The organism is Streptococcus ruminantium, from assembly GCF_003609975.1.
In the GTDB taxonomy this organism is placed as follows: Bacteria; Bacillota; Bacilli; order Lactobacillales; family Streptococcaceae; genus Streptococcus; species Streptococcus ruminantium.
Genome location: NZ_AP018400.1, coordinates 1 through 22457, shown reverse-complemented (window position 1 = coordinate 22457; position 22457 = coordinate 1). Strand labels below are relative to the sequence as shown.

Below are 22457 nucleotides of genomic sequence, written 5' to 3'. Positions count from 1 at the left end.
ATAGGAAACTGACGAAGTGTGCCTTGCACACTAGGAAGTTTATCTCTTTTCCTAGAAAATGAGGTCGTGTTCAACTACTTGAACCTTTGTATTCTGTTTGGTAACTTTCGTTACCGATGGAGCCTAGCGGGATCGAACCGCTGACCTCCTGCGTGCAAAGCAGGCGCTCTCCCAGCTGAGCTAAGGCCCCACAGACCTCTCAAAATTGAAGAAGACTACGTACAGGATTCCGAGCAAGTGTATTCGAACTAAATTCCTAGTGAAAATGATAAATTCCCTTGAAGTCTACTGACTTCTACACGAATTTCCCATCTTCATACGGATTTCGTAACGTTCTCATTACTTGCTTATCCTTAGAAAGGAGGTGATCCAGCCGCACCTTCCGATACGGCTACCTTGTTACGACTTCACCCCAATCATCTATCCCACCTTAGGCGGCTGGCTCCTTAACGGTTACCTCACCGACTTCGGGTGTTACAAACTCTCGTGGTGTGACGGGCGGTGTGTACAAGGCCCGGGAACGTATTCACCGCGGCGTGCTGATCCGCGATTACTAGCGATTCCGACTTCATGTAGGCGAGTTGCAGCCTACAATCCGAACTGAGACTGGCTTTAAGAGATTAGCTTGCCGTCACCGACTTGCGACTCGTTGTACCAGCCATTGTAGCACGTGTGTAGCCCAGGTCATAAGGGGCATGATGATTTGACGTCATCCCCACCTTCCTCCGGTTTATTACCGGCAGTCTCGCTAGAGTGCCCAACTGAATGATGGCAACTAACAATAGGGGTTGCGCTCGTTGCGGGACTTAACCCAACATCTCACGACACGAGCTGACGACAACCATGCACCACCTGTCACCAGTGCTCCGAAGAGAAACCCTATCTCTAGGGCGGTCACTGGGATGTCAAGACCTGGTAAGGTTCTTCGCGTTGCTTCGAATTAAACCACATGCTCCACCGCTTGTGCGGGCCCCCGTCAATTCCTTTGAGTTTCAGCCTTGCGGCCGTACTCCCCAGGCGGAGTGCTTAATGCGTTAGCTGCGGCACTGAGTCCCGGAAAGGACCCAACACCTAGCACTCATCGTTTACGGCGTGGACTACCAGGGTATCTAATCCTGTTCGCTACCCACGCTTTCGAGCCTCAGCGTCAGTTACAGACCAGAGAGCCGCTTTCGCCACCGGTGTTCCTCCATATATCTACGCATTTCACCGCTACACATGGAATTCCACTCTCCCCTTCTGCACTCAAGTTCCGCAGTTTCCAAAGCGTACTATGGTTAAGCCACAGCCTTTTACTTCAGACTTACGAAACCGCCTGCGCTCGCTTTACGCCCAATAAATCCGGACAACGCTCGGGACCTACGTATTACCGCGGCTGCTGGCACGTAGTTAGCCGTCCCTTTCTGGTAAGATACCGTCACTGTGAGAACTTTCCACTCTCTCACACGTTCTTCTCTTACAACAGAGCTTTACGATCCGAAAACCTTCTTCACTCACGCGGCGTTGCTCGGTCAGGGTTCCCCCCATTGCCGAAGATTCCCTACTGCTGCCTCCCGTAGGAGTCTGGGCCGTGTCTCAGTCCCAGTGTGGCCGATCACCCTCTCAGGTCGGCTATGTATCGTTGCCTTGGTAGGCCTTTACCCCACCAACTAGCTAATACAACGCAGGTCCATCTGATAGTGAAGCAGTTGCTCCTTTTAAGCTCCAATGATGCCACTAAAGCTCTTATGCGGTATTAGCTATCGTTTCCAATAGTTATCCCCCGCTATCAGGCAGGTTACCTACGCGTTACTCACCCGTTCGCGACTCAACTTCTCAGATGTTTCCGAAGAAACGGATGAAAAGTTGCGTTCCACTTGCATGTATTAGGCACGCCGCCAGCGTTCGTCCTGAGCCAGGATCAAACTCTCATATAAAGTTTTTTTCTGGTCAGTCTTGACTGACTTATTGTTTTTGTTCATTGACGGACTTCTATCTTTAAAAGTCCACCCTGCACGTTTGGTTCGTCTTCTTCAATTTTCAAAGGTCTTATTACTTGTCCTCGCTTCTCACGAGACAACTATCTTAGTTTATCACGTCTACTTAACTTTGTCAATATCTTTTTTTACTTTTTTTTGCTTTTTTTCAATTTTGATATCTGACACTATGAATTACTCCTCGTGACAACTCATTCATTCTATCACCTTATTAAGCTCCTGTCAATACCTTACGCCTGGTTTTTTTATATTTCGTCCAGTATGCGTGTTAATCTTCTTGTTCAAGATACTCATAAAGTGAATGGAGTATGGATGCTTGAGCTGGTGAAGATTGTCCGCTAATAATTTTGCTGTATTCTTTTGCTTCTTCAGGACTTAAATTGGCGCTAAATTGACGTAGTTTTTGACGCAATTTTATAAAGCTCGAATCTGTGAGTATCTTGGAATCTGTAGCTTTTCGTGACGAGGGAAGAGCTACAATTCTTCTGCTCTTCATAATATGATAGCCTTCAATGACTTGTTTTGGGGACGTTTTTTTCATTATTCTTTGGTTCCTCCTACTAGTAGATACTATAACAGGAATAGACATACGATGAACAGGACATCTTTGTCAGTTTATTGTTTAAGCACTACACAGTCAGATCGGAATAATTGCTTATGTGACAAACTATACAAACTGCCTCAGAGACTTAGAAGAGAATAATAAGCAAGAAAAGAGAACGAATTGTCTATTTTCGTTCTCTCTAAGTGTCTATAGTTTTATAAATAATGTGACTAAGGAGTTGTATTCATCTTTTCTTTTATTTCATCAAATGAAAGAGGATGCACGTCTTCTTCAGTTTCTGAGTTTGCTGGCATTTTACCTGTCTCATAAAGTGACTTGATTTGAACACTGTCCAATGTTTCGTATTTTAAAAGAGCTTCGGCTATAAGCTTGTGAGTATCTCGATGGTCCTGGATAATCTCAGCTGCTTTATCACGTGCCTCATTGAGAAGATTGCGCACTTCATTATCCAGTTCATATGCCGTCTGGTCTGAAATATACTTCTCAAGCGTACGACCTCCAAACATTGCATGGCTACCTTCATATTGCATTGGTCCCATTTTTTCACTCATACCATATTCTGCAACCATTGCACGCGCCATTTGTGTTGCCTGTTCAAAGTCATTAGAAGCACCAGTAGTTTGTATGTTGAAGATAATTTCTTCTGCAACACGCCCTCCCATGAGTCCTGCCAACTGCTCTTTCATGTCTTCTTTGGAAAGAATCATTTGATCTTCTTTCGGTAGAGCAATCATGTAGCCACCTGCTCTACCACGTGGAACAATCGTCACTTTATGAACTTCGCGAGCGTTTGACAGAACAAGTCCAACAATTGTATGTCCTGCTTCATGATAAGCAACAATTTCACGTTCTCGAACTGACACTTGCCGATCTTTCTTAGAGGGACCAGCAATGACACGATCTTCTGCCTCATCAATATCAGATGAATCAATAACAGTCTTATTGCGTCTAGCAGCAACCAAAGCTGCTTCATTGAGAACATTTTCTAAGTCTGCTCCAACAAAACCAGGTGTTTGCTGAGCGACTAACTTCAAATCTACATCAGCTGCAAGTGGTTTATTTTTAGCATGAACCTTGAGAATAGCTTCACGACCTTTAACGTCTGGTCGACCCACCAACACTTTACGGTCAAAACGTCCTGGACGAAGGAGAGCTGGATCAAGTACATCACTACGGTTCGTTGCAGCAATAACAATAATCCCTTCATTGCCTTCAAAACCATCCATTTCGATCAATAATTGGTTGAGAGTTTGCTCACGCTCATCATTTCCGCCTCCCATACCAATACCACGTTGGCGACCAACAGCATCAATTTCGTCAATAAAAATGATGGCTGGCGCCGCTTTTTTAGCATCCTCAAAAAGAGAGCGAACACGACTCGCACCGACACCCACAAACATTTCGACAAAATCAGAACCCGAAATAGAGAAGAAAGGTACTCCTGCTTCGCCCGCAACAGCTTTAGCAAGCAGAGTTTTACCTGTTCCTGGAGGCCCTTCTAAAAGTACTCCTGCAGGAATACGAGCTCCAAGTTTTGTAAAACGTTTTGGATCCTTCAAAAATTCAACAACTTCTACTAGTTCTTGCTTTTCTTCTTCGGCACCAGCAACATCTGAAAAGCGTACCTTAATATTATTTTGCTCTAAAGCCTTAGCCTTATTTCGTCCAAAGTTCATGGCACCACGAGCACCGCTCCCTTGGTTCATCATCATCATGAAGAATACACCAACAATGATGAGAGGAAGTAGGTTAAAAATAATATTCAACCAGAGTCCGTTTGAACTTTCTGGTTTGATAGTTACCTTAACCCCTTTTTCATTTGCAAGGGTTTGCAATTCTGACAAACTTGCTTCTGATGACAGAGCAAGCGATTTGAAATTTTTATACTTAACCTTGTTAGAAATTTGGAACAACTTGATAGACGAAGCTAGTTCATTGTTCGCTTCTTGTTCCTTTTTGTACTTTCCTGTAATTTCAATTACATGCGAACTAGGCTGGTAGGTAATCTCTGAAACATTACCATTTTTCAGTTCTGTGACAACTTGTGAATAACTAACTTCTTGAGTAGCTATTTGCTGACCGGCATTGAAAAACTGGAAAGCTGTAACAAGAGTTGCGATAACGAGAATAACGAGAAAAGGATTTTTTATAAATCCTTTATTTGGTTGATTGTTCATATATAATTAGGAGACCTTTTTCTATTTTGTATAAACTTCCTCTTTGAGTACACCTACATAAGGAAGATTACGATAATTTTCGTTGTAATCCAATCCAAAACCAATTACAAACTCATTTGGTATAGTGAAACAGGTGTAATCTGGTTTGATTTCAACAATACGACCTTCTGGTTTATCAAGTAAAGTAGCAATCTTGATAGAAGCAGCCTGACGTAAAGCAAAAAGTTCTTTTAGTTCTTTCAAAGTACGGCCAGTATCAATAATGTCTTCTATAAAGATGATATGACGCCCAGCTACACTATTATCCAAATCCTTAATAATCTTAACTGTTCCACTACTCTCTGTACCACCATGATAGCTTGAAACAACCATATAATCCGTTTCAACATGCGTATCAATGTGTTTCATCAATTCAGCCATGAATGGGATGGAACCTTTTAAAATTCCCACAAGAAGTGGATTTTTACCAGCATAATCCTCAGACAATTGCTTGCCTAATTCCTTGCTTTTAGCAACAATTTCATCCTCTGAAACAAGAATTTTCTTAATATCTTTGTCCAACATAGTTGTTCTACTCTTTCATTTTAATATATAAGGTAGCTTTAATTATACCATTTTTTAATGATTTACTCAAATCACTGCTAGCAAGATTAGCAATTCCATAAATTTCTCCAGCTTGCTCAATTATAATCGCTTTCTGACGACTTTTTTGGGATACTTTCTGATCAATAAACCATCGACGAAGCTTTTTATGAACACCATTGCTCAAAATGGTGTCCCCTTCCTGTCGTCCTCTTAGTGTAATTGGTTCATCCGATGAAAAATACAAAATCTGATCTGCATTCTCCAATGGTTGATTAAGTGCAAAGATATAGGAACCATATAAAAAAATACCCTCTGATTCTATCACAATTTTTGCTTGCTGCCCATCCGTCTCTGGTTGTATTTTATAGATGCTAAAACAGTGATAATCTTTCTCAAGCATGTAGCCATTCTTTAACAAATGATGATAATTGGCCTTTGAGCGCAAAATATGTAAAAGCTCATCAAACTGAGGACGTGACAATTGCAGGTCAGGAAACCTTTCTAGATACTCCTCTAATAAGTAAATTTGAACTGCCTTTGTCTGTTGCTGAAAAGTCATTAAATCAGTGATTGGTAAATCCTTTGTTAAATCTCGTAGAGCTTGAATCAGATTCCTGCTTTCAGCCGCAAGATGGACGAAGGCTGCTTCAATTTTAGGATTTTCCTTTTTTAATTGTGGTAAATATTGATTTCTTACTCGATTGCGAAAATAATCTAAACCAGCGTTGCTCTTGTCTTCAAAATGATACAACTCATCAAAATCAGATTTTTTAAAAGATAGGAGCGGTCGGATAAGCTCACCAGTTCCAAAAGGCTGGACAGGCTGAATGCCTGATAGATGACGAAAGCGACTCCCACGAATCAATCGCATAAAAACTGTTTCTGCCTGATCATCAGCGTGATGGGCCGTAACTAATGCTGTATACCCTTCTTGTTTCATCACATTTTCAAAAAAATTATATCGCCATTGACGTGCAGCATTTTCTGAAAATTTTCCTCTAAAATGGGATATATAAAAAGGAACTTGGTATTTCTTCGCTAATTGTTTTAGATAGTTTTCCTCATCAATAGATTCTTTTCGTTGCTTGTGGTTTACGTGGGCAATTCCAATCTCAATTTCTAATTGTTGACGACACTCATAAAGCAGATAAAAAAGATTCATAGAATCCAAACCACCCGACAAGGCTACTAAAACATTTTTATGTTTATCAAAAAAGTGACTATCCTGCGTCACTTTTAAAAATCTATCTTTCATTTACCTCAAAATCCTATAAATATCGTTTGCTATTTGTGTAATTTCCTCATAGCTTGATTTATCCGTAAAAATGGATAAAACAAATGGAGATTCTGCATAGACAATAGCTACATCGTGTTTTACATCGTCTGCATCGCCAATTTTATGTGCAACTGGAACCGAAATATCTTTTGAAATTCGTTGATTATCAAACTGTGTAGAAGAAAGACTTTCTAAAACATATCCATTCTGTTCATACAAAGCTTCCATCATAACCCCTGCTACTTGAGCAGATGTTTCACGTGTAACCATATCCCACTTACTTGCTGTCACATCTAAAATTACCCTGTAAAAATCATCATCAAATTTATTTGCAATGTAATAGGAGAGTAGGTTGCTAGCCACATTATCAGATTCTTTTGCCGTTTTATTGATCAACTCTTCCAATGAATACTCTTTATTATCAGGTATCTTTGGTAACGAACCACTTCCATTAACCACGTAAGCTCCAGGGAAAGAAATAGATTCTGCTGTATATCTTACCTTGGTAGTCAAGTTTTCTGGTCCAGCATTCATTTTCTCCTGAACATAGTATAGGATAGGTAGTTTGGCAATACTGGCAGAGTAAAAAATCTTATCTTGATTCAAACCTGCTGTTTGGCCAGTAGACAATTGCTTGACATAAATTCCAATAGTATTTTTTAAATATTTGGTAGTCAGTAATTTTTGAACAGCTTCCATTCTATTGTCCACTTCGGATAAATCCTCCATAGCAATCCACCCCTTCTCAGCAAGATAAGCAAATTCTCCCTTAGGGGTCCTAACGATTTTAGAAACTAAAACAGGCTGATAGGCTTGTAAATCAGTCTCTTTCTTCTTGGATTGATTTGCAATTGGTGACGATAATAGTGTGAAGTTTTCTCTGATCCAATAAATCTGATCTACATCTGTTTCATTAACTATGACATCATCAAAAATAAGACTTATATGAGCAAGGATATAGCGATTGTTGTCAATCTGAAAGACAAGCTCTTCCCTATTATTTACTAGTACACCTGTGATAGTGAAATGCTGATTTGGCTGCAGTTCTCCCACCACTTTTGTTAGCTCCACATCATCATATAGAATCTCCGTCTTAAAAATATTTGGATTTTTGGGAATTTCATGAAAATACTGATCATATATAGCCCGTGTCAATTCATATTTTTCTTGCGTTGTGAGTTCAAATGGTATCTCTGTACTATCAACCATCTGCCATCCAAATAAGACTGGCAGTAACCATACGAACAGTTTTTTCTGCATATTCCCTCCTTTCTACGAATCTTTTTCTTCTAGTTTCAAATCCCTATTTTTTTGAGCTAACTCTTCTAGCTTTTCATCAGAGTGTTGTAAAAATTGCTCTACAATGTTAAAAATTGTCTGTGTCATTTGAGCAAACCGGGAATATTATAAACAAATTCCCCCTCCTTAGAATACTGATATTTGGCTCGAACATACTTGGCAGCATATTCTTCATCTTTCAATTTTGCGACCATTTCAGCCTCTTTTTTATGTTCTTTGGTTAGTGCTTCATAATTTTTTTCCAACTCAACAAGCTTCTTTTCTTGTTGCTGCAAATTTGTATATGTTCCTACAAGATTATAGGCTGGTAACATGAAAAGAAAAATGACCAATATCAAAATAGTTCCCATAAAGCGATTTTTCTGTTGACGTTCTTCCAACTTATTTTGGATTTTTTTGCGTTCTGACCGGATAAAGGCATTATTTAATTGTAGGATATTAGATTTTTTCATCTGTTTCTACCTTTTTTTCACTGATAATTTCATACATTTTTAATGCATCTTCTTTTTTAGTAGAATCCTTCATTTCAAGTACTTTTACAGTCAATAATTTATTGCCGAACTGAATTTCAATATGGTCATTCACTTTTAGATCTGTTGAAGATTTAGCTAAAATACCATTTACCTTAATTCTTCCTTTGTCAGCAACTTCCTTTGCAACCGTTCGACGCTTGATAATGCGAGATACTTTCAAATATTTATCTAGTCTCATAAGCTCACCTCAACTAAGTATTTTACCATTTTTCAACGTATTTGAGAAATTTATTCTATTTTTCTTACCTTAATTTCTTGTAGTTTTTCAGCAAAATGAATCAACTCTTCTAGTAATTCATAATCCTTTTCCCTATGCAAAGTGAAGATGACTTCCAAATTCCCCTTATTTTCAGTAATTTTTGCTTTCAGATTCGTTGCTGACAAGGCTTCAAAATAATCTTGTACCAAAAATATTTGGCCAGCAATGGGTTCAAAGGTTATCGTCACCTGTTGCTGCCGTTTGATGGCTGTATGACAAAAAACCTGATCTAGGTAGGACTTGAGAAGACCTATTTCAAGTAGATAAGCAACTGCATCAGGATATTCTCCAAAACGGTCAATCAGTTCTTCCTGTAATTCTCGATAGTTTACACGATTGTCAATATTTTTGATACGCTTGTAAATCTCAATTTTTTGGCGCTGATCGGAAATATAGTTACTTGGCAAATAAGCATCTATCTGTAAATTAACCTCAGAATCGCTTTTCTGACGTTGAGTATTCTTTCCTTGTTTTTCCAAAATAGCTTGCTCTAGTAATTGAGAATACATTTCATAGCCCACTGAATCAATGAATCCCGACTGGGCAGCTCCCAAGATATTTCCCGCTCCGCGAATAGACAAGTCCTGCATGGCAATTTTGAAACCTGACCCTAATTCTGTAAAGCCTTTTATCGCCTCCAAACGTTTTTCAGCAACCTCTGTCAAGGATTTATCTGGCCTATACATTAGGTAAGCATAAGCGATTCGATTGGAGCGTCCTACTCGCCCTCTAAGTTGATAAAGAGTTGACAGTCCCATGTGGTCTGCATTTTCGATAAAGAGAGTATTGGCATTTGGAATATCCACACCTGTTTCAATAATTGTTGTAGTCACCAGAATATCATACTCTCCCTCTACAAACGAGTAAAGAGTATTTTCTAGTTGAATTTCCGACATTTGTCCATGAATATAGCCGATAGTAGCCTCTGGAACCAACTCTTTTAGTTCGGAAACTTTCTGTTCAATTGTGTCAACTTTGTTGTAAAGATAGTAAACCTGGCCATCTCTATCTATCTCACGAAGAATAGCTTCTCTTATCATAGAAGGATTCTTTTCCATCACATAAGTTTGGACAGGATAACGATTTGTCGGTGGTGTTTCAATGATGGATAAATCACGGATTCCCAACATAGACATTTGCAGAGTACGGGGAATGGGAGTTGCAGTCAATGTTAGGACATCTATTTTTTTCTTGAGTTCCTTCAAACGCTCTTTATGCTTAACACCAAAACGTTGCTCTTCGTCAATAACCAATAAACCTAGATCTGCAAAAATAACATCTTTTGATAAGAGACGATGGGTACCAATCAAAATATCAACTTGGCCTTTTTTCAATTTTTCCAGTGTCTTCTCCTGTTCTGCTTTTGTTTTAAAGCGACTCACAATATCTATGTTTACAGGAAATTCAGCAAATCTTTCTTGAAAATTAGTATAATGTTGTTGAGCTAAGACAGTTGTTGGAACGAGAATAGCTACTTGCTTTCCATCATTGACTGCCTTGAAAGCTGCTCGCATCGCAACTTCTGTCTTCCCAAATCCAACATCTCCCACCAGCAGGCGATCCATAGGAGAATCTTTTTCCATATCTTTTTTAATTTCGTCAATTGAGCGAAGTTGATCGTCTGTTTCTACATGTGCAAAATAGTTATCAAATTCTATCTGATTTTCATCATCCGTTGAAAATGCAAATCCCTTTAATTGACTACGCTCAGCATAGAGTTTAATCAGGTCATCTGCAATATCTTCAACCTGTTTTTGAACCTTCTGTTTTGTTCGCTGGAAGCGTCCATCATTCAATTTATTTATCTTGGGCGTTTTTCCATCGGAAGCCAGATACTTGGATAGAAGATCAATCTGCTCCACGGGGATTGAAATTCTGTCTGCATTCTGGTATTGGACAGTCAAATAATCCCGGTGAATACCAGAAATTTCAATCGTTTCAATCCCTAGATACCGTCCGATGCCATGGGCATGATGAACAACATAATCTCCCACGGATAGTTCACTATAGTCTTTTATGCGTTCAGCATTGGATAGATTAGATCTACGTACCTTTCGCTTAATTTTCTTATTGAAAATTTCTTTTTCCGTAATCACCACTAATTTCTCATCCATCAGATGAAAACCTATAGCTAACTGACCGACAGTGATTTGTTGTTGACCTGCAACTAATTTATCCTGTGTATAGTACGGAAGGTTAATATCATATTCCTGTAAAGTTTTTTGTAAACTCTGTAAACTTTTCTCAGAACTCGCCTGAATGATAACTGTGCTGCTTGATTTAGCATAGCGGTTCAATTCTTCCTTCAAAAGGGGAATTTGATGGAAAAATTCCTGCATAGGATGTTGTGTAAACTGATAAAGGGCATCAAATTTTAGATTTCCTAAACCTTTTTGGAAACTTGAAAAGAAGGTCGCAGGTTTGTATTTTCTTAATTTAGAATATGTTGAAGCAAAATAACAAAGACTTGACACTGATTTATTTCTTTGTAAATCATCTGTCAATAACTCGGCTGCTTCTTTTTCAAAATATGCCTGTTTATCTGCAATTTTATGAAAATCATCTAAAAATAATGGGGATCCTTTCGGCAGATAATCCAACAAAGTCCAAGTATCTTCATATAAAAATGACAAAAATTTACGAATATCCGGATGTCGATAAAAAGCATTCAAATCCGCTAAAACTTCCTTCAGATAGGATCGCTGCTCTTCTTGTTTTGAATTGGTAATTGCTGTTTCAATTTTTTGGCTAGCTCGTTCATAATCACTAGCTGATAAAATAATATCCGATGCAGGAGCCAAGCTAATCTGCTCACAATTTTCCAAAGATGTTTGATGATCAACATCGAAGATACGAATACCATCAATTTCATCACCAAAAAATTCAAGTCGATAAGGCGCCTCTGATTGCATGTCAAAAATATCTAAAATATCTCCACGCTGATTGAACTCTCCTTGGGTTACAACTCGAGAAACTTTTTTATAACCTACATTGATTAGATGCTTTACAAGCGTGTCAACTTCATATTCTTGACCAACTTCCAAATCAAGTTTAGCTTTTTGATAAACTGCTGGACTTGGTAATAGTATTCGACAGGCTGCTATACTAACAACTAGAATTCCCGAGGATGATCTGTCTGTTAAAAAATTCAGACTATCAATCCGAGATTGAATTCGTTCTTTCGATGCAAAGACAAATTCAGCAATTGGATTATCGTCTGCAAAGAAATTGTAAACTTTATCACTCCCTACAATGACTGCCAAATCCGTAACTAACTTTTCGGCCTCATTTTGTGTTGCAGTTACGATCACTATTTTCTCAGCTATATTATCATAAGCAGCTGCCATCACCAAGGACTTACTGGTCCCAGATAATCCTAGCAATAACTGTCGTGTCGATTTATTCAATCCTGCCTGCCATTGATTGATTTGTTTATTATTGTGAAGGAAATCTAATAAATTCATTATCCGTTAAACTTTCTCATAATAGTATCAAAATCGTCTTCCTGTAAATAAAAATTGACAGCTTTGTCAAGTTTATCCAGTGCCAGATCAATTTCAATACGGTCTTCCACATCAAAACCTGATAGAACATGATGAACAACACTCATCTCCCCCTTAGGACGTCCAATACCAATTTTAATCCGATCAAATTCTTGAGTTTTTATATACTTAACAATAGACTTGATACCGTTGTGTCCTCCCGCTGATCCCTTTTGTCGAAAACGAATTTTTCCAACAGCCATATCTAAATCATCGTAGACAACCAAAATGTCTTTTTCATCTAAACCATAGTAGGTCATTAGTGCATGGACAGCCTTGCCTGATTCATTCATAAAAGTAGTTGGTTTGACGAGGAAGATCTTTTCACCATTTATAAAAGTAATCGCAATGTCTGCTTGAAAAATCTTATCGTGAGTAAACGCTACATTTTCACGTTTGGCAATCTTATCTAGCAACATAAAGCCAACATTGTGTTTGGTCTCAAAATAGCGGTCACCAGGATTTCCCAGTCCAATAATCAATCGTGTCATTCTTTCTCCTTAAATACCAAAAGGCTGGAAAATATTTTCCAACCGAATACTAACTGTTATTTGATAGAATAAAACATTCTTAATCTAAGCCTCAAAACCACAGACATTACCTGCGACATAAGGTATACATAGAAAACCAAAATGCTTGACTCATCAAACGTTGAAACGAAATTCCATGATGTCTCCATCCTGAACAATGTACTCTTTTCCTTCTTCACGAAGGCGACCAGCTTCCTTAACTGCTTTTTCGCTTCCATATTTCATCAAATCATCATAGGACATGGTCACAGCACGAATAAAACCTTTTTCAAAGTCCGAATGAATAATGCCTGCTGCCTGCGGTGCTTTGATTCCTCGTTTGAATGTCCAAGCACGAACTTCTTTTTCACCTGCTGTAAAATAAGTTCCAAGACCGAGCAAATGATAGGCTGCACGAGTCAATTTATCTACACCAGACTCAGTCAAACCAAGCGCCTCTAAAAACTCACCCTTGTCTTCATCGTCAAGCTCAGAAATTTCTTCTTCCGCACGCGCCGAAATAACAACTACTTCTGCATTTTCTGTAGCTGCAAATTCGCGAATCTGTTTAACATACTCAATGCTATCTGGATCAGCAACCTTATCTTCGTCAACATTAGCAACATAAAGAACTGGCTTTGTTGTCAATAGGAAAAGCTGCTTGACAATTTTTTGCTCTTCATCTGTAAAGTCAACTGTTCGAGCTGATTTTCCATCTTCAAGAACAGGTTTGATTTTTTCAAGGACTGCAAACTCTGCAACCGAATCCTTGTCCTTCTGAGTACGAGCCATTTTCTCCACACGCGCATAGCGCTTGTTGATGCTTTCTAAATCTGCCAAAATCAACTCTAGGTTAATCGTATCAATATCGGCAATCGGATCTACAAAAGCATCTTCACGTCCCTGCTCACGCATGACATTTTCATCATCAAAAGCACGGACGACATGAACAATCGCATCTACCTCACGGATATTCGCAAGAAACTTGTTTCCAAGACCTTCCCCTTTAGAGGCTCCTTTTACAATACCAGCAATATCTGTAAACTCAAAAGTTGTCGGTACTGTCTTTTTGGGTGTAATCAACTCTGTCAACTTCTGTAAACGTTCATCTGGTACTTCTACCATCCCAACATTTGGATCAATGGTCGCAAAAGGATAGTTGGCAGCTTCTGCTCCTGCTTTTGTAATTGCATTGAATAAGGTTGATTTACCAACATTTGGCAAACCAACGATACCTGCTGTTAAAGCCATATTTTATTTCTCCATCTAAAAATTCGATCACGACTATTATAGCAGAAAATTTCTTATTACAACAGACCTTATTTATGTTTCAATCAACACAAAGAGTATTCTGGAAACGTATAACATCCTATTCAAGTAAAATACATTTTTTATCTTCAATGATATATACCTCATCACATAAGCACTGAATATCCATCTCATTATGACTTGCTAATAAAATGGTAACACCTTTTTCTTTTGATAATTCCTTTAATAATGTGTGTATTTTGGAAACACTTTGTCTGTCCAATGCATTTGTCGGCTCATCTAATAAGAGAATCTTTGGCTTTTCCATAATAGATTGAGCAATGCCTAGTTTCTTCTTCATGCCGAGAGAGTAGTTTTTTACTTTTTTGTCCTTATCTTCAACTAAACCAACCTGATTTAAAGCTTGAATAATTTCCTCTTTTCCTATTTCATGTTGAATTGCTGCTAAAAATTCCAAATTTTCAAAACCAGTGTAATTCGGAATAAACCCCGGTTCTTCAATCAAGGCACCTAGATGAGAAGGAATGTTACCAACTATATCCTCCCCATATACTTTAATGCTTCCTGAATCAGGTTTCATAAGACCTGCAATCAGTTTAAACAGAACACTTTTTCCAGAACCATTTACACCCGTTATACCTATTATTTTCCCTTTTGAACATTCAAAATGTAACTGATCAAATAAATCGTTGTTATTAAATTTTTTACTAAGATTTTCAATTTTAATGATACTATCAGTCATGTATATTTTCCCCTTTCAAGAACATTTACGCCTTACAAATAAGAGTATTGATATACTCACTATCATCTCGAAGATGACACCAATCCAAATGGACATTGTTGCTGTTTTATTGTATTCGTATACCCTCGCTAAGATAGTAAATATATAATTGGTATGCTCACCTAATATTTCACCTGCAAAAACAGTAAAAACAAGAAAAGAATAAGTAATACCAAAAGAAGCTAATTCAGAAACATTTAAGCAAAACAATAAAAACAATAAAGAACTGAATAAAATAAAATTAACACTATTGACTATGAAAAAATGAACTAAAAATATCCATTCCATATTTCCTAGAATAAATACAGCAATTGTCTGTAAAAATCCTAACGAAAATGATACGAAAAGCAAAAATAAAATGTGTATCATACACCAATTCTTCATACTTCCCATTCTCAAGACAGATAAATTAAAATTAGCTGTTGATAAGCCAAAAAACATTTGATGAAGTAGAAAAACATTTTGTGCCTGAAATAATAAATAAAAGAGCAGGTTGATGGTTTCTAAATCTCTAATACCTGGACCTTTTAAAATATAGTCAACCATCTCAGCATCGAGAAACTTAAATATTGCCAACAATACAAAGTAAAAAACTGATAACCATAGATAAACATAAAACTGATTCGTAGAGATCAAACATCGCCATTCCCATAACAAGGAATTTTTAATATCAACAGACCATCTCATTTCCTATTCCTCCCATTTTGTACTTCGGATTTTATATACGTTCAGTAAGAAACAAATGGATAATAGACTAAGCCAGTAAATGATCTCAACACCATAATTTTCTGATTTTAAAATATAATGATGAATAGGAAAAAGTTGATTAACTGATAAATTGATGGGATAAAGCCAGAAAACAGATTGTATTACTAAAAAAGAAAATAGAGTTGCGATGACAATATTTCTTTTTTTAAAGAAAAGAAAAAGGAATACAGTCATTTCGGATAAAAAAAGAAGATAGGAGAGGAAACAAAAAAGAATCAAGAATAGACTTCGACAACTTGATATATGATTCACTTCATAAATTTCTGATAAAATTGGTTGAATTACTGAAGAAATAGAGAAGGAAAAACCATTTAGTAGTCCCATGACAAGCGATAAAAGTAAGAGGAACGATAGAAATAAGAAAGGAAGTAACAGGCTATATTTTAATAAAAAGTAATGCTTATGTTTAAGAGAGAAAAAACGCAGGCTAACAACAGTATCTTTTGTAAAAGCTTCTAGACAAAACAATAACATGGAACTATAGATAATCGGTAAGAGATAAATACCAGTTGTTATATCTTGAAAAAGAATGATTAGCCAGGTGAAACTATTCGGTGTCACCTGATAGCGGTGTGAAAAGGACTGGTATACAGAATTTGAAAAAATAATACTAATCAGCAACAACAAAGAACATAATTTGATAATAGTTGATTTTCTTTGAAAGAACAAAATTCTGAAGTATTTCATACATCATCCTCCATCCGAAAATGAAAATGATATACAATAGCTCCAAGACTAATGATAAAAATACAGAAAAGATGGAGAAAAACAAGGTTAAAATTCAATTGTCCTTGATAGCCCCAAGAGATTATACCGACAGGTTCCAAATAGGATAGGTTTAATAAGGTAAAAACTAGACCACCTAAAATCATATAAAGACATGGAAAAAATATGCCAACAATTTTCTGACGAAAAATAAGAGAACTGGCCACACCAAATATCGAAAAGACACTCCCAAAAATTCCATACCAAGTAGTTAACAACATACAGTAGAGCAGCTGATTGGTGTCAAAAATAGACTTAAAAACTCCTTGGTATTCTCCAATATATATTTCTTTGTAAGGAGTTATACACAAATTAGATACTAACAATAACATATAGGGTAAAAAAAGCGCTACAAATCCAGAAATAGCAGCAGTTGCGAGTAATACGTACATATACTTCCGACACGGTATTCTCTGTAATTGTAACCGCAGAAAATGGTGCTTACTATCTTCTATCACTTGACCTACTATTGGAATGGTGCTAATGACTGCTGCCACAAGACTAATCGGTGAAAAGCCTCTAATACTGGAACCTGCAAAAAATAATGAAAGTCCTTCTAGTTGGTAGATGCCATTAAAAGCAATCGTATTACCGATTAGAATACAAAAAAAAGCTAACATCAAAGACAAGAGCATTTTTTTAGAAAAAACTGTTCTTTTTACATTTTTTAATAAAAATCTCACTTTTACCTCCTAACAACAATAAGGAGCTAGAAGAACGAATCCTACTAGCTCCATAGACCCAATAAATAATTTCCTAATAAAAACTATTATTTAATATTCATCTGGACTCCAATTACCATTGGTTGCCACTCTAACTAGATTTCCAAATTGAGTTGGTATAGCTACTGTAGTAGATTCGTCTACGTAATTACTACCACTGACATTACAAGACATGACAATCCTACTACCTGATGGCAGGGAATATGCCGGTATTATATCATTTCTACTATAGGCATTTCGGATAGAAGTATTCAGTGTCTTTCCACCACCCGTAGAGTAGTTCCGATTAACACCCCTTAAAGCATTCTGCTTGATCATGCGACCTGTTGCCACAGAACCTATGCGTGGAGAAACTAAGGAATAATCTAGTATATCCCTTGATAAAACAGTCGGAGAAACTACCCCTAACAACAATGCTATCACTATGATAGCTTTTTTTATAGATATTCTCGTAAGACCAACTCCTTTCATGAAAAAATAACTAAGAAATTGTTTATATTAGGATATATCTTTTAAAGTTATAAAACGTTTATATTCTGTATTGTAACATAGTAGAATAGAAGACGCAACAAAAAAAGTTACCTTGGTTAATACAAAAAAGTAAGTATAGTTAAAACATCTTTAAAAAAACTATGTTTCACAAATTACATAAAATTTTTCAAAATAATCTGATTTCCAGCCATCAATATAAAGAAACAAAGTAATCTGAAAATGGCTCTCCTCATAGCTACTTAATACTATTTAAACCAACTACGATGCCTGCAATAAATCCTACAATTGCACTCGTACCCCAAACTATATATAACCGATTTTTGTACAGTTCTTCTATAAAATCAGTCATATTACCTTTTTCAGATGTTGTCATGTCAGTTATATTTTTTTATTTTAGTTGTATTTTCTCTATTCTGGCTCATATCTTCTTGAATACTTTTAACTACTTGAAAACAGCATATGAAAAGCAATACAACACTTAAGTCATATTGCTAAGTCATTTTTATGTTATTTTTTTGTCGTCAATATAACAGTTTTATGATAGATTTATTTTATTATTTGGCTAATAAAGCTCTTACTACACTACTACCAAAATCCCTACCAGTCTCATAGATGGTACGAAATACTGGAGGATAGATTGTACACAAGGCTATGATGGCAATGGTTGTAATAATGACAGTTCTATGTTCATTATAAAATTGAATAGCATTTTGTAACATTATTTATGTCCTTTCTTACGAGCATACTCATCAGCTCCTCCAGCAATAGTACCAAGGATAAATGGAGTTGCGATTATTCCAACAATAATGAGTCCAGCTCCCCCACCTTGAGTATATTCAAGTTCATTTTGTTCAAGTGTTTCATATTTATTCAAATGTTTCATATTTTCTTCCTTATTAAAATTAAAATTTTTTATCGTATAATTCCATTGATAATACTGCGACCAAAATCACGACCAGAATTATATAAAGTCTGCCAAGTCTTGTTAATAAATCCTCCAATATCGCTAAACAAATTTGATCCACCTTTGATTGTCGTCAATTCTTGATTAGTTAGGATTACAAAATTATTATCCATTTTTTCAAATGTTGTCATGTTAGTTCTCCTTTTTTATTTCAGTTTCTATCTAATGTTTCGTTAAGTGGTTTAATTGTTATATAAAAATTCACCAAAATCTTGCCCTGATTTGTATACAATTGGAAGGATCATCGAACCAATTGCTAACACAATAGCGGCTACACCAATTGCTATCAATAATTTTATTAGTAGAGGTGAAGAAACATATAAAGAGTCCAATTGTTGATATTTATTTTCCATTGTTTGTATAAAATTTGTCATCTTTTTCACCTCAGTATCCTTTCCTTTTAGCCTTGGCACCGTTTTTCAAATATTGTCATATCAGTTCTCTTTTTTTATCTCCATCTAACAAATATGTTTAATTAAAATGACTCAGGCAAGAATGCCTTCGATGAGTAAAAAACAAAATTATTGGCTTCATTGTATTCCTCCCTTCTTATGACCTCACCTATTTATTCGTAAAAAATATAAAATCTTAATACTTAGTCTCCTGAAAAGAAAAAAACACCTCAAAGAGAAAAACATTGAGATGTGAAGTTTTTTAATACTTACTATAAACAAGATTAACCTGCAAGTCAGACATAAAACAAGAGCAAATAAAACCATTTTTTCAGGTTGCATATTTTTTTACAAAACTTTTTTCATCTTCCGTTCAAAATCATGTCGGCTCATCATAACTACGTGTTCGCAATTGCTACAGCAAATTTTTATATCCGCTCCTAAACGAATAATTTTCCATTTATTAGCCTTCTTGCCAGTCGATTTAATGATGCAGGCATGAGGCTTTTTCATTTCCACAAAAGATCCTAATTGATACATACTAACTCCTTATAAATTCTCTTAATTGAGCGCTTTGCTATCTCTTTTTTCTCTGATTAAGAGAAAAAAATCTTCTAAATTTTGTTTATTACTAGACTAATTCATTTTACAAAAATAAATCTTTCCCTTTCCTGTTAAGTATAACATAAAAAACGGCAGACTTGCCGTTTTTACTTACATTCATTAGTTAGTACGCACTGGTGTAACTAACTGTATAAAATCTTCATCTTCACCGCTTGGAACCAAAGTAAATGGACGAACAGAAGAGATAAAGCTGATTTTAACTTGCTCGCTACTAATGGCTTTTAAAGCTTCAATCAAATAAGTTGGGTTAAAACTAATGATTAAGTCTTCGCCCGCAACTTCCAAAGTATCTATTTCCTCATTTACACGTCCAACCTCTGGAGAGTTTACATGAGCTGATACAACATGATTGGCAATTTCCAATTTAACAGTGCCATTTTGTGTCGCATTTGAAAGTAGACGAGCACGTTCCATAGAATGACGAAGTTTTGCTGTATCAAAGATAGCAGTTGTTTTAAAATCGGTTGGAATCAGGCGATCTGTATCTGGGTAAGTTCCTTCTAACAAACGTGTATAGAAACTGATATGCTCGCTTCTAAAAAGAATTTGATTGTTTGAGAAGAATACTTCCACCGTTTCAATATCATCTGTAAAAACAGCTGCAAATTCTTTTAAAGAACGGCTAGGAATAACGACATTAAAGTCATCACCAGGTTTATCTAAAACTAATTTACGTTGACTCATGCGGTGTGAATCCGTCGCAACTGTCTTTAAATTTTTATTATCAGTCAAAACAAAGTGAACACCGGTTAAAATCGGACGACTTTCCTGTTGGGAAGCAGCAAAAGCGGTTTCGTTAATAGTTTGTTTTAGTACTTTGGTTTCTAGTATCAAAGGCTTTGAAGCTGGTACTTCTTGTAAACGAGGATATTGATCAGCTTCTTTTCCTTTTAAGGTAATTTCTGACTTACCACTGGTTAAAACAACCTGTTTTTGTTCAATTTCATTAAAATCAATTACTAAATCAGGCATACTAGAAACCACATTGATAAAGAAACCAGCTTCTAAAAGAATCGAACCAGAAGAACTAATCAATAGACCAGCATTTTCATCTTGAGTTGAGATAAAATGTTCAATGGAAATTTGGCCATTTGAACCAGTCAGAGTAATTCCCTCACTCGTTACGGAAATCCTTACTGTTGAAAGAATAGGAATTGCATTTTTAGTACTGATTGCCCGTTTTGTGATATTAAGCGCCTGTAAGAATGCAGTTTTGTTGATTGAAAATTGAATCATGGATTCTCCTTTATTTTAATCTATAAGGTTAATAGTAATAGTAGTATCTGTGTATTCTGTGGAAAAGTAATGCAATCCTTTTAGAATAGCGTAACTTGACTTGTTCACAATTTGTGGAAAAAGTGTAAACTTTTTTTAAAGTTATACACAGGTTAACGGAGCTTGTTTTTTATACTGGTAATCTCAATCTCTAAATTATCATCATCCAACAGTAAAGATTTTATTTTATTGTAAGCATGCATAACCGTTGTATGGTCACGATTACCAAATTCTTTTCCAATTTTTGGCAGTGAGTTATCTGTCATCTCACGTGCTAAAAACATAGCAATTTGTCGTGCATGAACAATATGTTGGACACGCTTAGCTCCCTTTAATTCTTTTAGGCTAACTCCATAGAAATTTCCAACTTCTGTTTGAATTTTCTCAATGGGAATAACCATATTTTGTGGATTTGTTTGTTTTCGGGAACGGATGGCTTCGGCAGCAACTTCTACTGTTATCTCGGACAGGTTGCGCATGGTGGCAATCAAATTGATATCTTTTAAAGCTCCCTCAAGATCCCGAACGTTTGAATCAAATTGTCCTGCTAGATAGGATAAAGTCTCATTGGTGAAATCATAAGGGAATGTCTCACATTTGTTACGTAAAATAGCTACCCTAGTTTCAAAATCTGGAGGAGTGATTTCACTAGTCAATCCCCATTTGAAGCGTGTAACCAATCGTTCTTCTAAATTATCTAAATAGTCAGGATTGCGGTCACTGGTGAGGACAATCTGCTTATTTTTCCCATGCAAGGCATTAAACGTATGGAAAAATTCTTCCTGAGTAGAAGTTTTACTACGGAGAGATTGAATATCATCGATTAAAAGCAAATCAAGATTGCGATAGGTTTTCTTGAAGTTTTCCATGTCATTAAGACGGAGGTGTTCCAAAAATTCATTGATGAATGTTTCTGAGGAAACATATTTTATTCGAGCCTGAGGATTATCAGCTAAAACCTTATTACCAATCGCATTGAGAATATGCGTCTTTCCAAGACCTGGTCCCCCAAAAATAAACAATGGATTATAGAGTTCACCTAGATTATCCGATACAGCTAAAGCTGCTGCTTTAGCCCAATGGTTATTGTCACCTTGTACGAAATTTGTAAAGGTATATTGAGGTTTTATATCAGAATGAACGGGTTTTAGTTTTTCTTGTGAATCAGAAATTTCAGCAGTCTGTTGAGTTACCTGCTTTCTTCCATTGGAAATGCTATTTGTCTCTTTTTCATCCGCTGTAAACTGGTATTGGATGGTGAGAGGCTCACCGTAAATTTCAAAACTAGCAGCGATCATTAGCTCTTCAAAGTTTTTTTCCCAGAAATCTTTTTTAAAGGGGCGATTTAAGAAAATTTTTGCTATTTGTTGGTGAATACTTAGTAATTCTGCACCTGCAACATAGAAATCATAAATAGATGGTTTAAAACTTATTTTAGCTAGTTCAATAAAGCGTTGCCAAAATAACTGCTCTTGGTTCATAGTTTCCTCCTCTCACTTTGTATTCACTAGAATAGTGTACCATAAAAAACAAAAGTTTTCCACAGATAATATTTAAAATTCACATTGTTAAGAAAAGTTTTCCACAAGATGTGAATAAAAGCCAAGATGTTAGTAAATCTTGACTTTTTGCAAAATTAATGATGTGGAAAAGGGTGTTTACAAAAATAAACTGTAAACAAGTT

At 36.4% G+C, this 22457-nt stretch carries 21 protein-coding genes, 1 tRNA gene and 1 rRNA gene; all 23 read right to left on the bottom strand.

Annotation, left to right across the window (positions count from 1 at the left end):
* Positions 1-117: 117 nt before the first annotated feature.
* Positions 118-190, bottom strand: a tRNA-Ala gene (locus tag SR187_RS00120).
* A 167-nt stretch (positions 191-357) separates the two neighbouring features.
* Positions 358-1916: ribosomal RNA gene (locus tag SR187_RS00115) — 16S ribosomal RNA — on the bottom strand.
* Positions 1917-2244: 328 nt separating this feature from the next.
* Positions 2245-2517: a hypothetical protein gene (locus SR187_RS00110; RefSeq protein ID WP_120171140.1), complete on the bottom strand. Its 273-nt coding sequence runs from the start codon at positions 2515-2517 to the stop codon at positions 2245-2247.
* Between the two features lie 233 nt (positions 2518-2750).
* Positions 2751-4718: an ATP-dependent zinc metalloprotease FtsH gene (gene ftsH, locus SR187_RS00105; RefSeq protein WP_120171138.1), complete on the bottom strand. Its 1968-nt coding sequence runs from the start codon at positions 4716-4718 to the stop codon at positions 2751-2753.
* A gap of 21 nt (positions 4719-4739) precedes the next feature.
* Positions 4740-5282: a hypoxanthine phosphoribosyltransferase gene (hpt, locus tag SR187_RS00100; protein ID WP_024531457.1), complete on the bottom strand. Its 543-nt coding sequence runs from the start codon at positions 5280-5282 to the stop codon at positions 4740-4742.
* A gap of 7 nt (positions 5283-5289) precedes the next feature.
* Positions 5290-6558 carry a tRNA lysidine(34) synthetase TilS gene (tilS, locus tag SR187_RS00095; protein WP_120171136.1) on the bottom strand — a complete coding sequence of 423 codons (1269 nt, stop codon included), beginning with the start codon at positions 6556-6558 and terminating at the stop codon, positions 5290-5292.
* Positions 6559-7839, bottom strand: a complete 1281-nt coding sequence (locus tag SR187_RS00090; RefSeq protein WP_120171134.1) for a serine hydrolase — start codon at positions 7837-7839, stop codon at positions 6559-6561. It abuts the gene before it with no gap.
* A 12-nt stretch (positions 7840-7851) separates the two neighbouring features.
* Positions 7852-7965 carry an SP_0009 family protein gene (locus SR187_RS10165; protein ID WP_032537830.1) on the bottom strand — a complete coding sequence of 38 codons (114 nt, stop codon included), beginning with the start codon at positions 7963-7965 and terminating at the stop codon, positions 7852-7854.
* Positions 7962-8330 carry an FtsB family cell division protein gene (locus SR187_RS00080; protein WP_024531460.1) on the bottom strand — a complete coding sequence of 123 codons (369 nt, stop codon included), beginning with the start codon at positions 8328-8330 and terminating at the stop codon, positions 7962-7964. Before SR187_RS00080 ends, SR187_RS10165 begins: the two co-directional genes overlap by 4 nt.
* Positions 8317-8589, bottom strand: a complete 273-nt coding sequence (locus tag SR187_RS00075) for an RNA-binding S4 domain-containing protein (RefSeq protein ID WP_024531461.1) — start codon at positions 8587-8589, stop codon at positions 8317-8319. Before SR187_RS00075 ends, SR187_RS00080 begins: the two co-directional genes overlap by 14 nt.
* 50 nt (positions 8590-8639) lie before the next feature.
* Positions 8640-12134, bottom strand: coding sequence for a transcription-repair coupling factor (gene mfd / locus SR187_RS00070; protein WP_120171132.1), 3495 nt, complete (start codon positions 12132-12134; stop codon positions 8640-8642).
* The gene (gene pth / locus SR187_RS00065; protein ID WP_024531463.1) at positions 12134-12703 is read right to left on the bottom strand and encodes an aminoacyl-tRNA hydrolase; all 570 of its coding nucleotides are present in this window, start codon (positions 12701-12703) and stop codon (positions 12134-12136) included. The genes mfd and pth overlap by 1 nt, the downstream gene beginning before the upstream one ends.
* A gap of 153 nt (positions 12704-12856) precedes the next feature.
* Entirely contained in the window at positions 12857-13972 is a 1116-nt protein-coding gene (ychF, locus tag SR187_RS00060) for a redox-regulated ATPase YchF (protein ID WP_024531464.1), read from the bottom strand.
* A 118-nt stretch (positions 13973-14090) separates the two neighbouring features.
* The gene (locus tag SR187_RS00055) at positions 14091-14732 is read right to left on the bottom strand and encodes an ABC transporter ATP-binding protein (RefSeq protein WP_120171129.1); all 642 of its coding nucleotides are present in this window, start codon (positions 14730-14732) and stop codon (positions 14091-14093) included.
* Between the two features lie 15 nt (positions 14733-14747).
* Positions 14748-15458, bottom strand: coding sequence for a hypothetical protein (locus SR187_RS00050; RefSeq protein ID WP_120171127.1), 711 nt, complete (start codon positions 15456-15458; stop codon positions 14748-14750).
* A gap of 764 nt (positions 15459-16222) precedes the next feature.
* Positions 16223-16987 (bottom strand): hypothetical protein, encoded by a 765-nt coding sequence (locus SR187_RS00040; protein ID WP_120171122.1) that lies wholly within the window; start codon positions 16985-16987, stop codon positions 16223-16225.
* Positions 16988-17077: 90 nt separating this feature from the next.
* Positions 17078-17449, bottom strand: a complete 372-nt coding sequence (locus SR187_RS00035) for a hypothetical protein (protein WP_227984799.1) — start codon at positions 17447-17449, stop codon at positions 17078-17080.
* Positions 17450-18236: 787 nt separating this feature from the next.
* Positions 18237-18401: a hypothetical protein gene (locus tag SR187_RS09870; RefSeq protein WP_155963391.1), complete on the bottom strand. Its 165-nt coding sequence runs from the start codon at positions 18399-18401 to the stop codon at positions 18237-18239.
* A 29-nt stretch (positions 18402-18430) separates the two neighbouring features.
* On the bottom strand, positions 18431-18613 hold the full coding sequence (locus SR187_RS00025; protein WP_227985570.1) for an alcohol dehydrogenase: 183 nt from the start codon (positions 18611-18613) through the stop codon (positions 18431-18433).
* A 51-nt stretch (positions 18614-18664) separates the two neighbouring features.
* Positions 18665-18856 (bottom strand): hypothetical protein, encoded by a 192-nt coding sequence (locus SR187_RS00020; RefSeq protein WP_145981827.1) that lies wholly within the window; start codon positions 18854-18856, stop codon positions 18665-18667.
* 366 nt (positions 18857-19222) lie between these two features.
* On the bottom strand, positions 19223-19414 hold the full coding sequence (locus SR187_RS00015; RefSeq protein WP_024531469.1) for a DUF951 domain-containing protein: 192 nt from the start codon (positions 19412-19414) through the stop codon (positions 19223-19225).
* Between the two features lie 183 nt (positions 19415-19597).
* Positions 19598-20734, bottom strand: a complete 1137-nt coding sequence (gene dnaN / locus SR187_RS00010; RefSeq protein ID WP_120171116.1) for a DNA polymerase III subunit beta — start codon at positions 20732-20734, stop codon at positions 19598-19600.
* A gap of 152 nt (positions 20735-20886) precedes the next feature.
* A complete protein-coding gene (gene dnaA, locus SR187_RS00005) occupies positions 20887-22254 on the bottom strand; it encodes a chromosomal replication initiator protein DnaA (protein ID WP_024531471.1) in 1368 nt (455 codons plus the stop codon).
* Between the last annotated feature and the right edge of the window lie 203 nt (positions 22255-22457).

Excerpts from the sequence above, each read along its gene's own strand:
- ftsH (WP_120171138.1), bottom strand. The coding sequence starts at position 4,718 with ATGAACAATCAACCAAATAAAGGATTTATAAAAAATCCTTTTCTCGTT.
- mfd (WP_120171132.1), bottom strand. The coding sequence starts at position 12,134 with ATGAATTTATTAGATTTCCTTCACAATAATAAACAAATCAATCAATGG.
- hpt (WP_024531457.1), bottom strand. The coding sequence starts at position 5,282 with ATGTTGGACAAAGATATTAAGAAAATTCTTGTTTCAGAGGATGAAATT.
- pth (WP_024531463.1), bottom strand. The coding sequence starts at position 12,703 with ATGACACGATTGATTATTGGACTGGGAAATCCTGGTGACCGCTATTTT.
- SR187_RS00075 (WP_024531461.1), bottom strand. The coding sequence starts at position 8,589 with ATGAGACTAGATAAATATTTGAAAGTATCTCGCATTATCAAGCGTCGA.
- SR187_RS10165 (WP_032537830.1), bottom strand. The coding sequence starts at position 7,965 with ATGACACAGACAATTTTTAACATTGTAGAGCAATTTTTACAACACTCT.
- dnaA (WP_024531471.1), bottom strand. The coding sequence starts at position 22,254 with ATGAACCAAGAGCAGTTATTTTGGCAACGCTTTATTGAACTAGCTAAA.
- SR187_RS00025 (WP_227985570.1), bottom strand. The coding sequence starts at position 18,613 with ATGACAACATTTGAAAAAATGGATAATAATTTTGTAATCCTAACTAAT.
- SR187_RS00080 (WP_024531460.1), bottom strand. The coding sequence starts at position 8,330 with ATGAAAAAATCTAATATCCTACAATTAAATAATGCCTTTATCCGGTCA.
- SR187_RS00055 (WP_120171129.1), bottom strand. The coding sequence starts at position 14,732 with ATGACTGATAGTATCATTAAAATTGAAAATCTTAGTAAAAAATTTAAT.
- SR187_RS00110 (WP_120171140.1), bottom strand. The coding sequence starts at position 2,517 with ATGAAAAAAACGTCCCCAAAACAAGTCATTGAAGGCTATCATATTATG.
- tilS (WP_120171136.1), bottom strand. The coding sequence starts at position 6,558 with ATGAAAGATAGATTTTTAAAAGTGACGCAGGATAGTCACTTTTTTGAT.
- SR187_RS09870 (WP_155963391.1), bottom strand. The coding sequence starts at position 18,401 with ATGAAACATTTGAATAAATATGAAACACTTGAACAAAATGAACTTGAA.
- SR187_RS00050 (WP_120171127.1), bottom strand. The coding sequence starts at position 15,458 with ATGAGATGGTCTGTTGATATTAAAAATTCCTTGTTATGGGAATGGCGA.
- ychF (WP_024531464.1), bottom strand. The coding sequence starts at position 13,972 with ATGGCTTTAACAGCAGGTATCGTTGGTTTGCCAAATGTTGGTAAATCA.
- SR187_RS00020 (WP_145981827.1), bottom strand. The coding sequence starts at position 18,856 with ATGACAAATTTTATACAAACAATGGAAAATAAATATCAACAATTGGAC.
- SR187_RS00090 (WP_120171134.1), bottom strand. The coding sequence starts at position 7,839 with ATGCAGAAAAAACTGTTCGTATGGTTACTGCCAGTCTTATTTGGATGG.
- SR187_RS00015 (WP_024531469.1), bottom strand. The coding sequence starts at position 19,414 with ATGTATCAATTAGGATCTTTTGTGGAAATGAAAAAGCCTCATGCCTGC.
- dnaN (WP_120171116.1), bottom strand. The coding sequence starts at position 20,734 with ATGATTCAATTTTCAATCAACAAAACTGCATTCTTACAGGCGCTTAAT.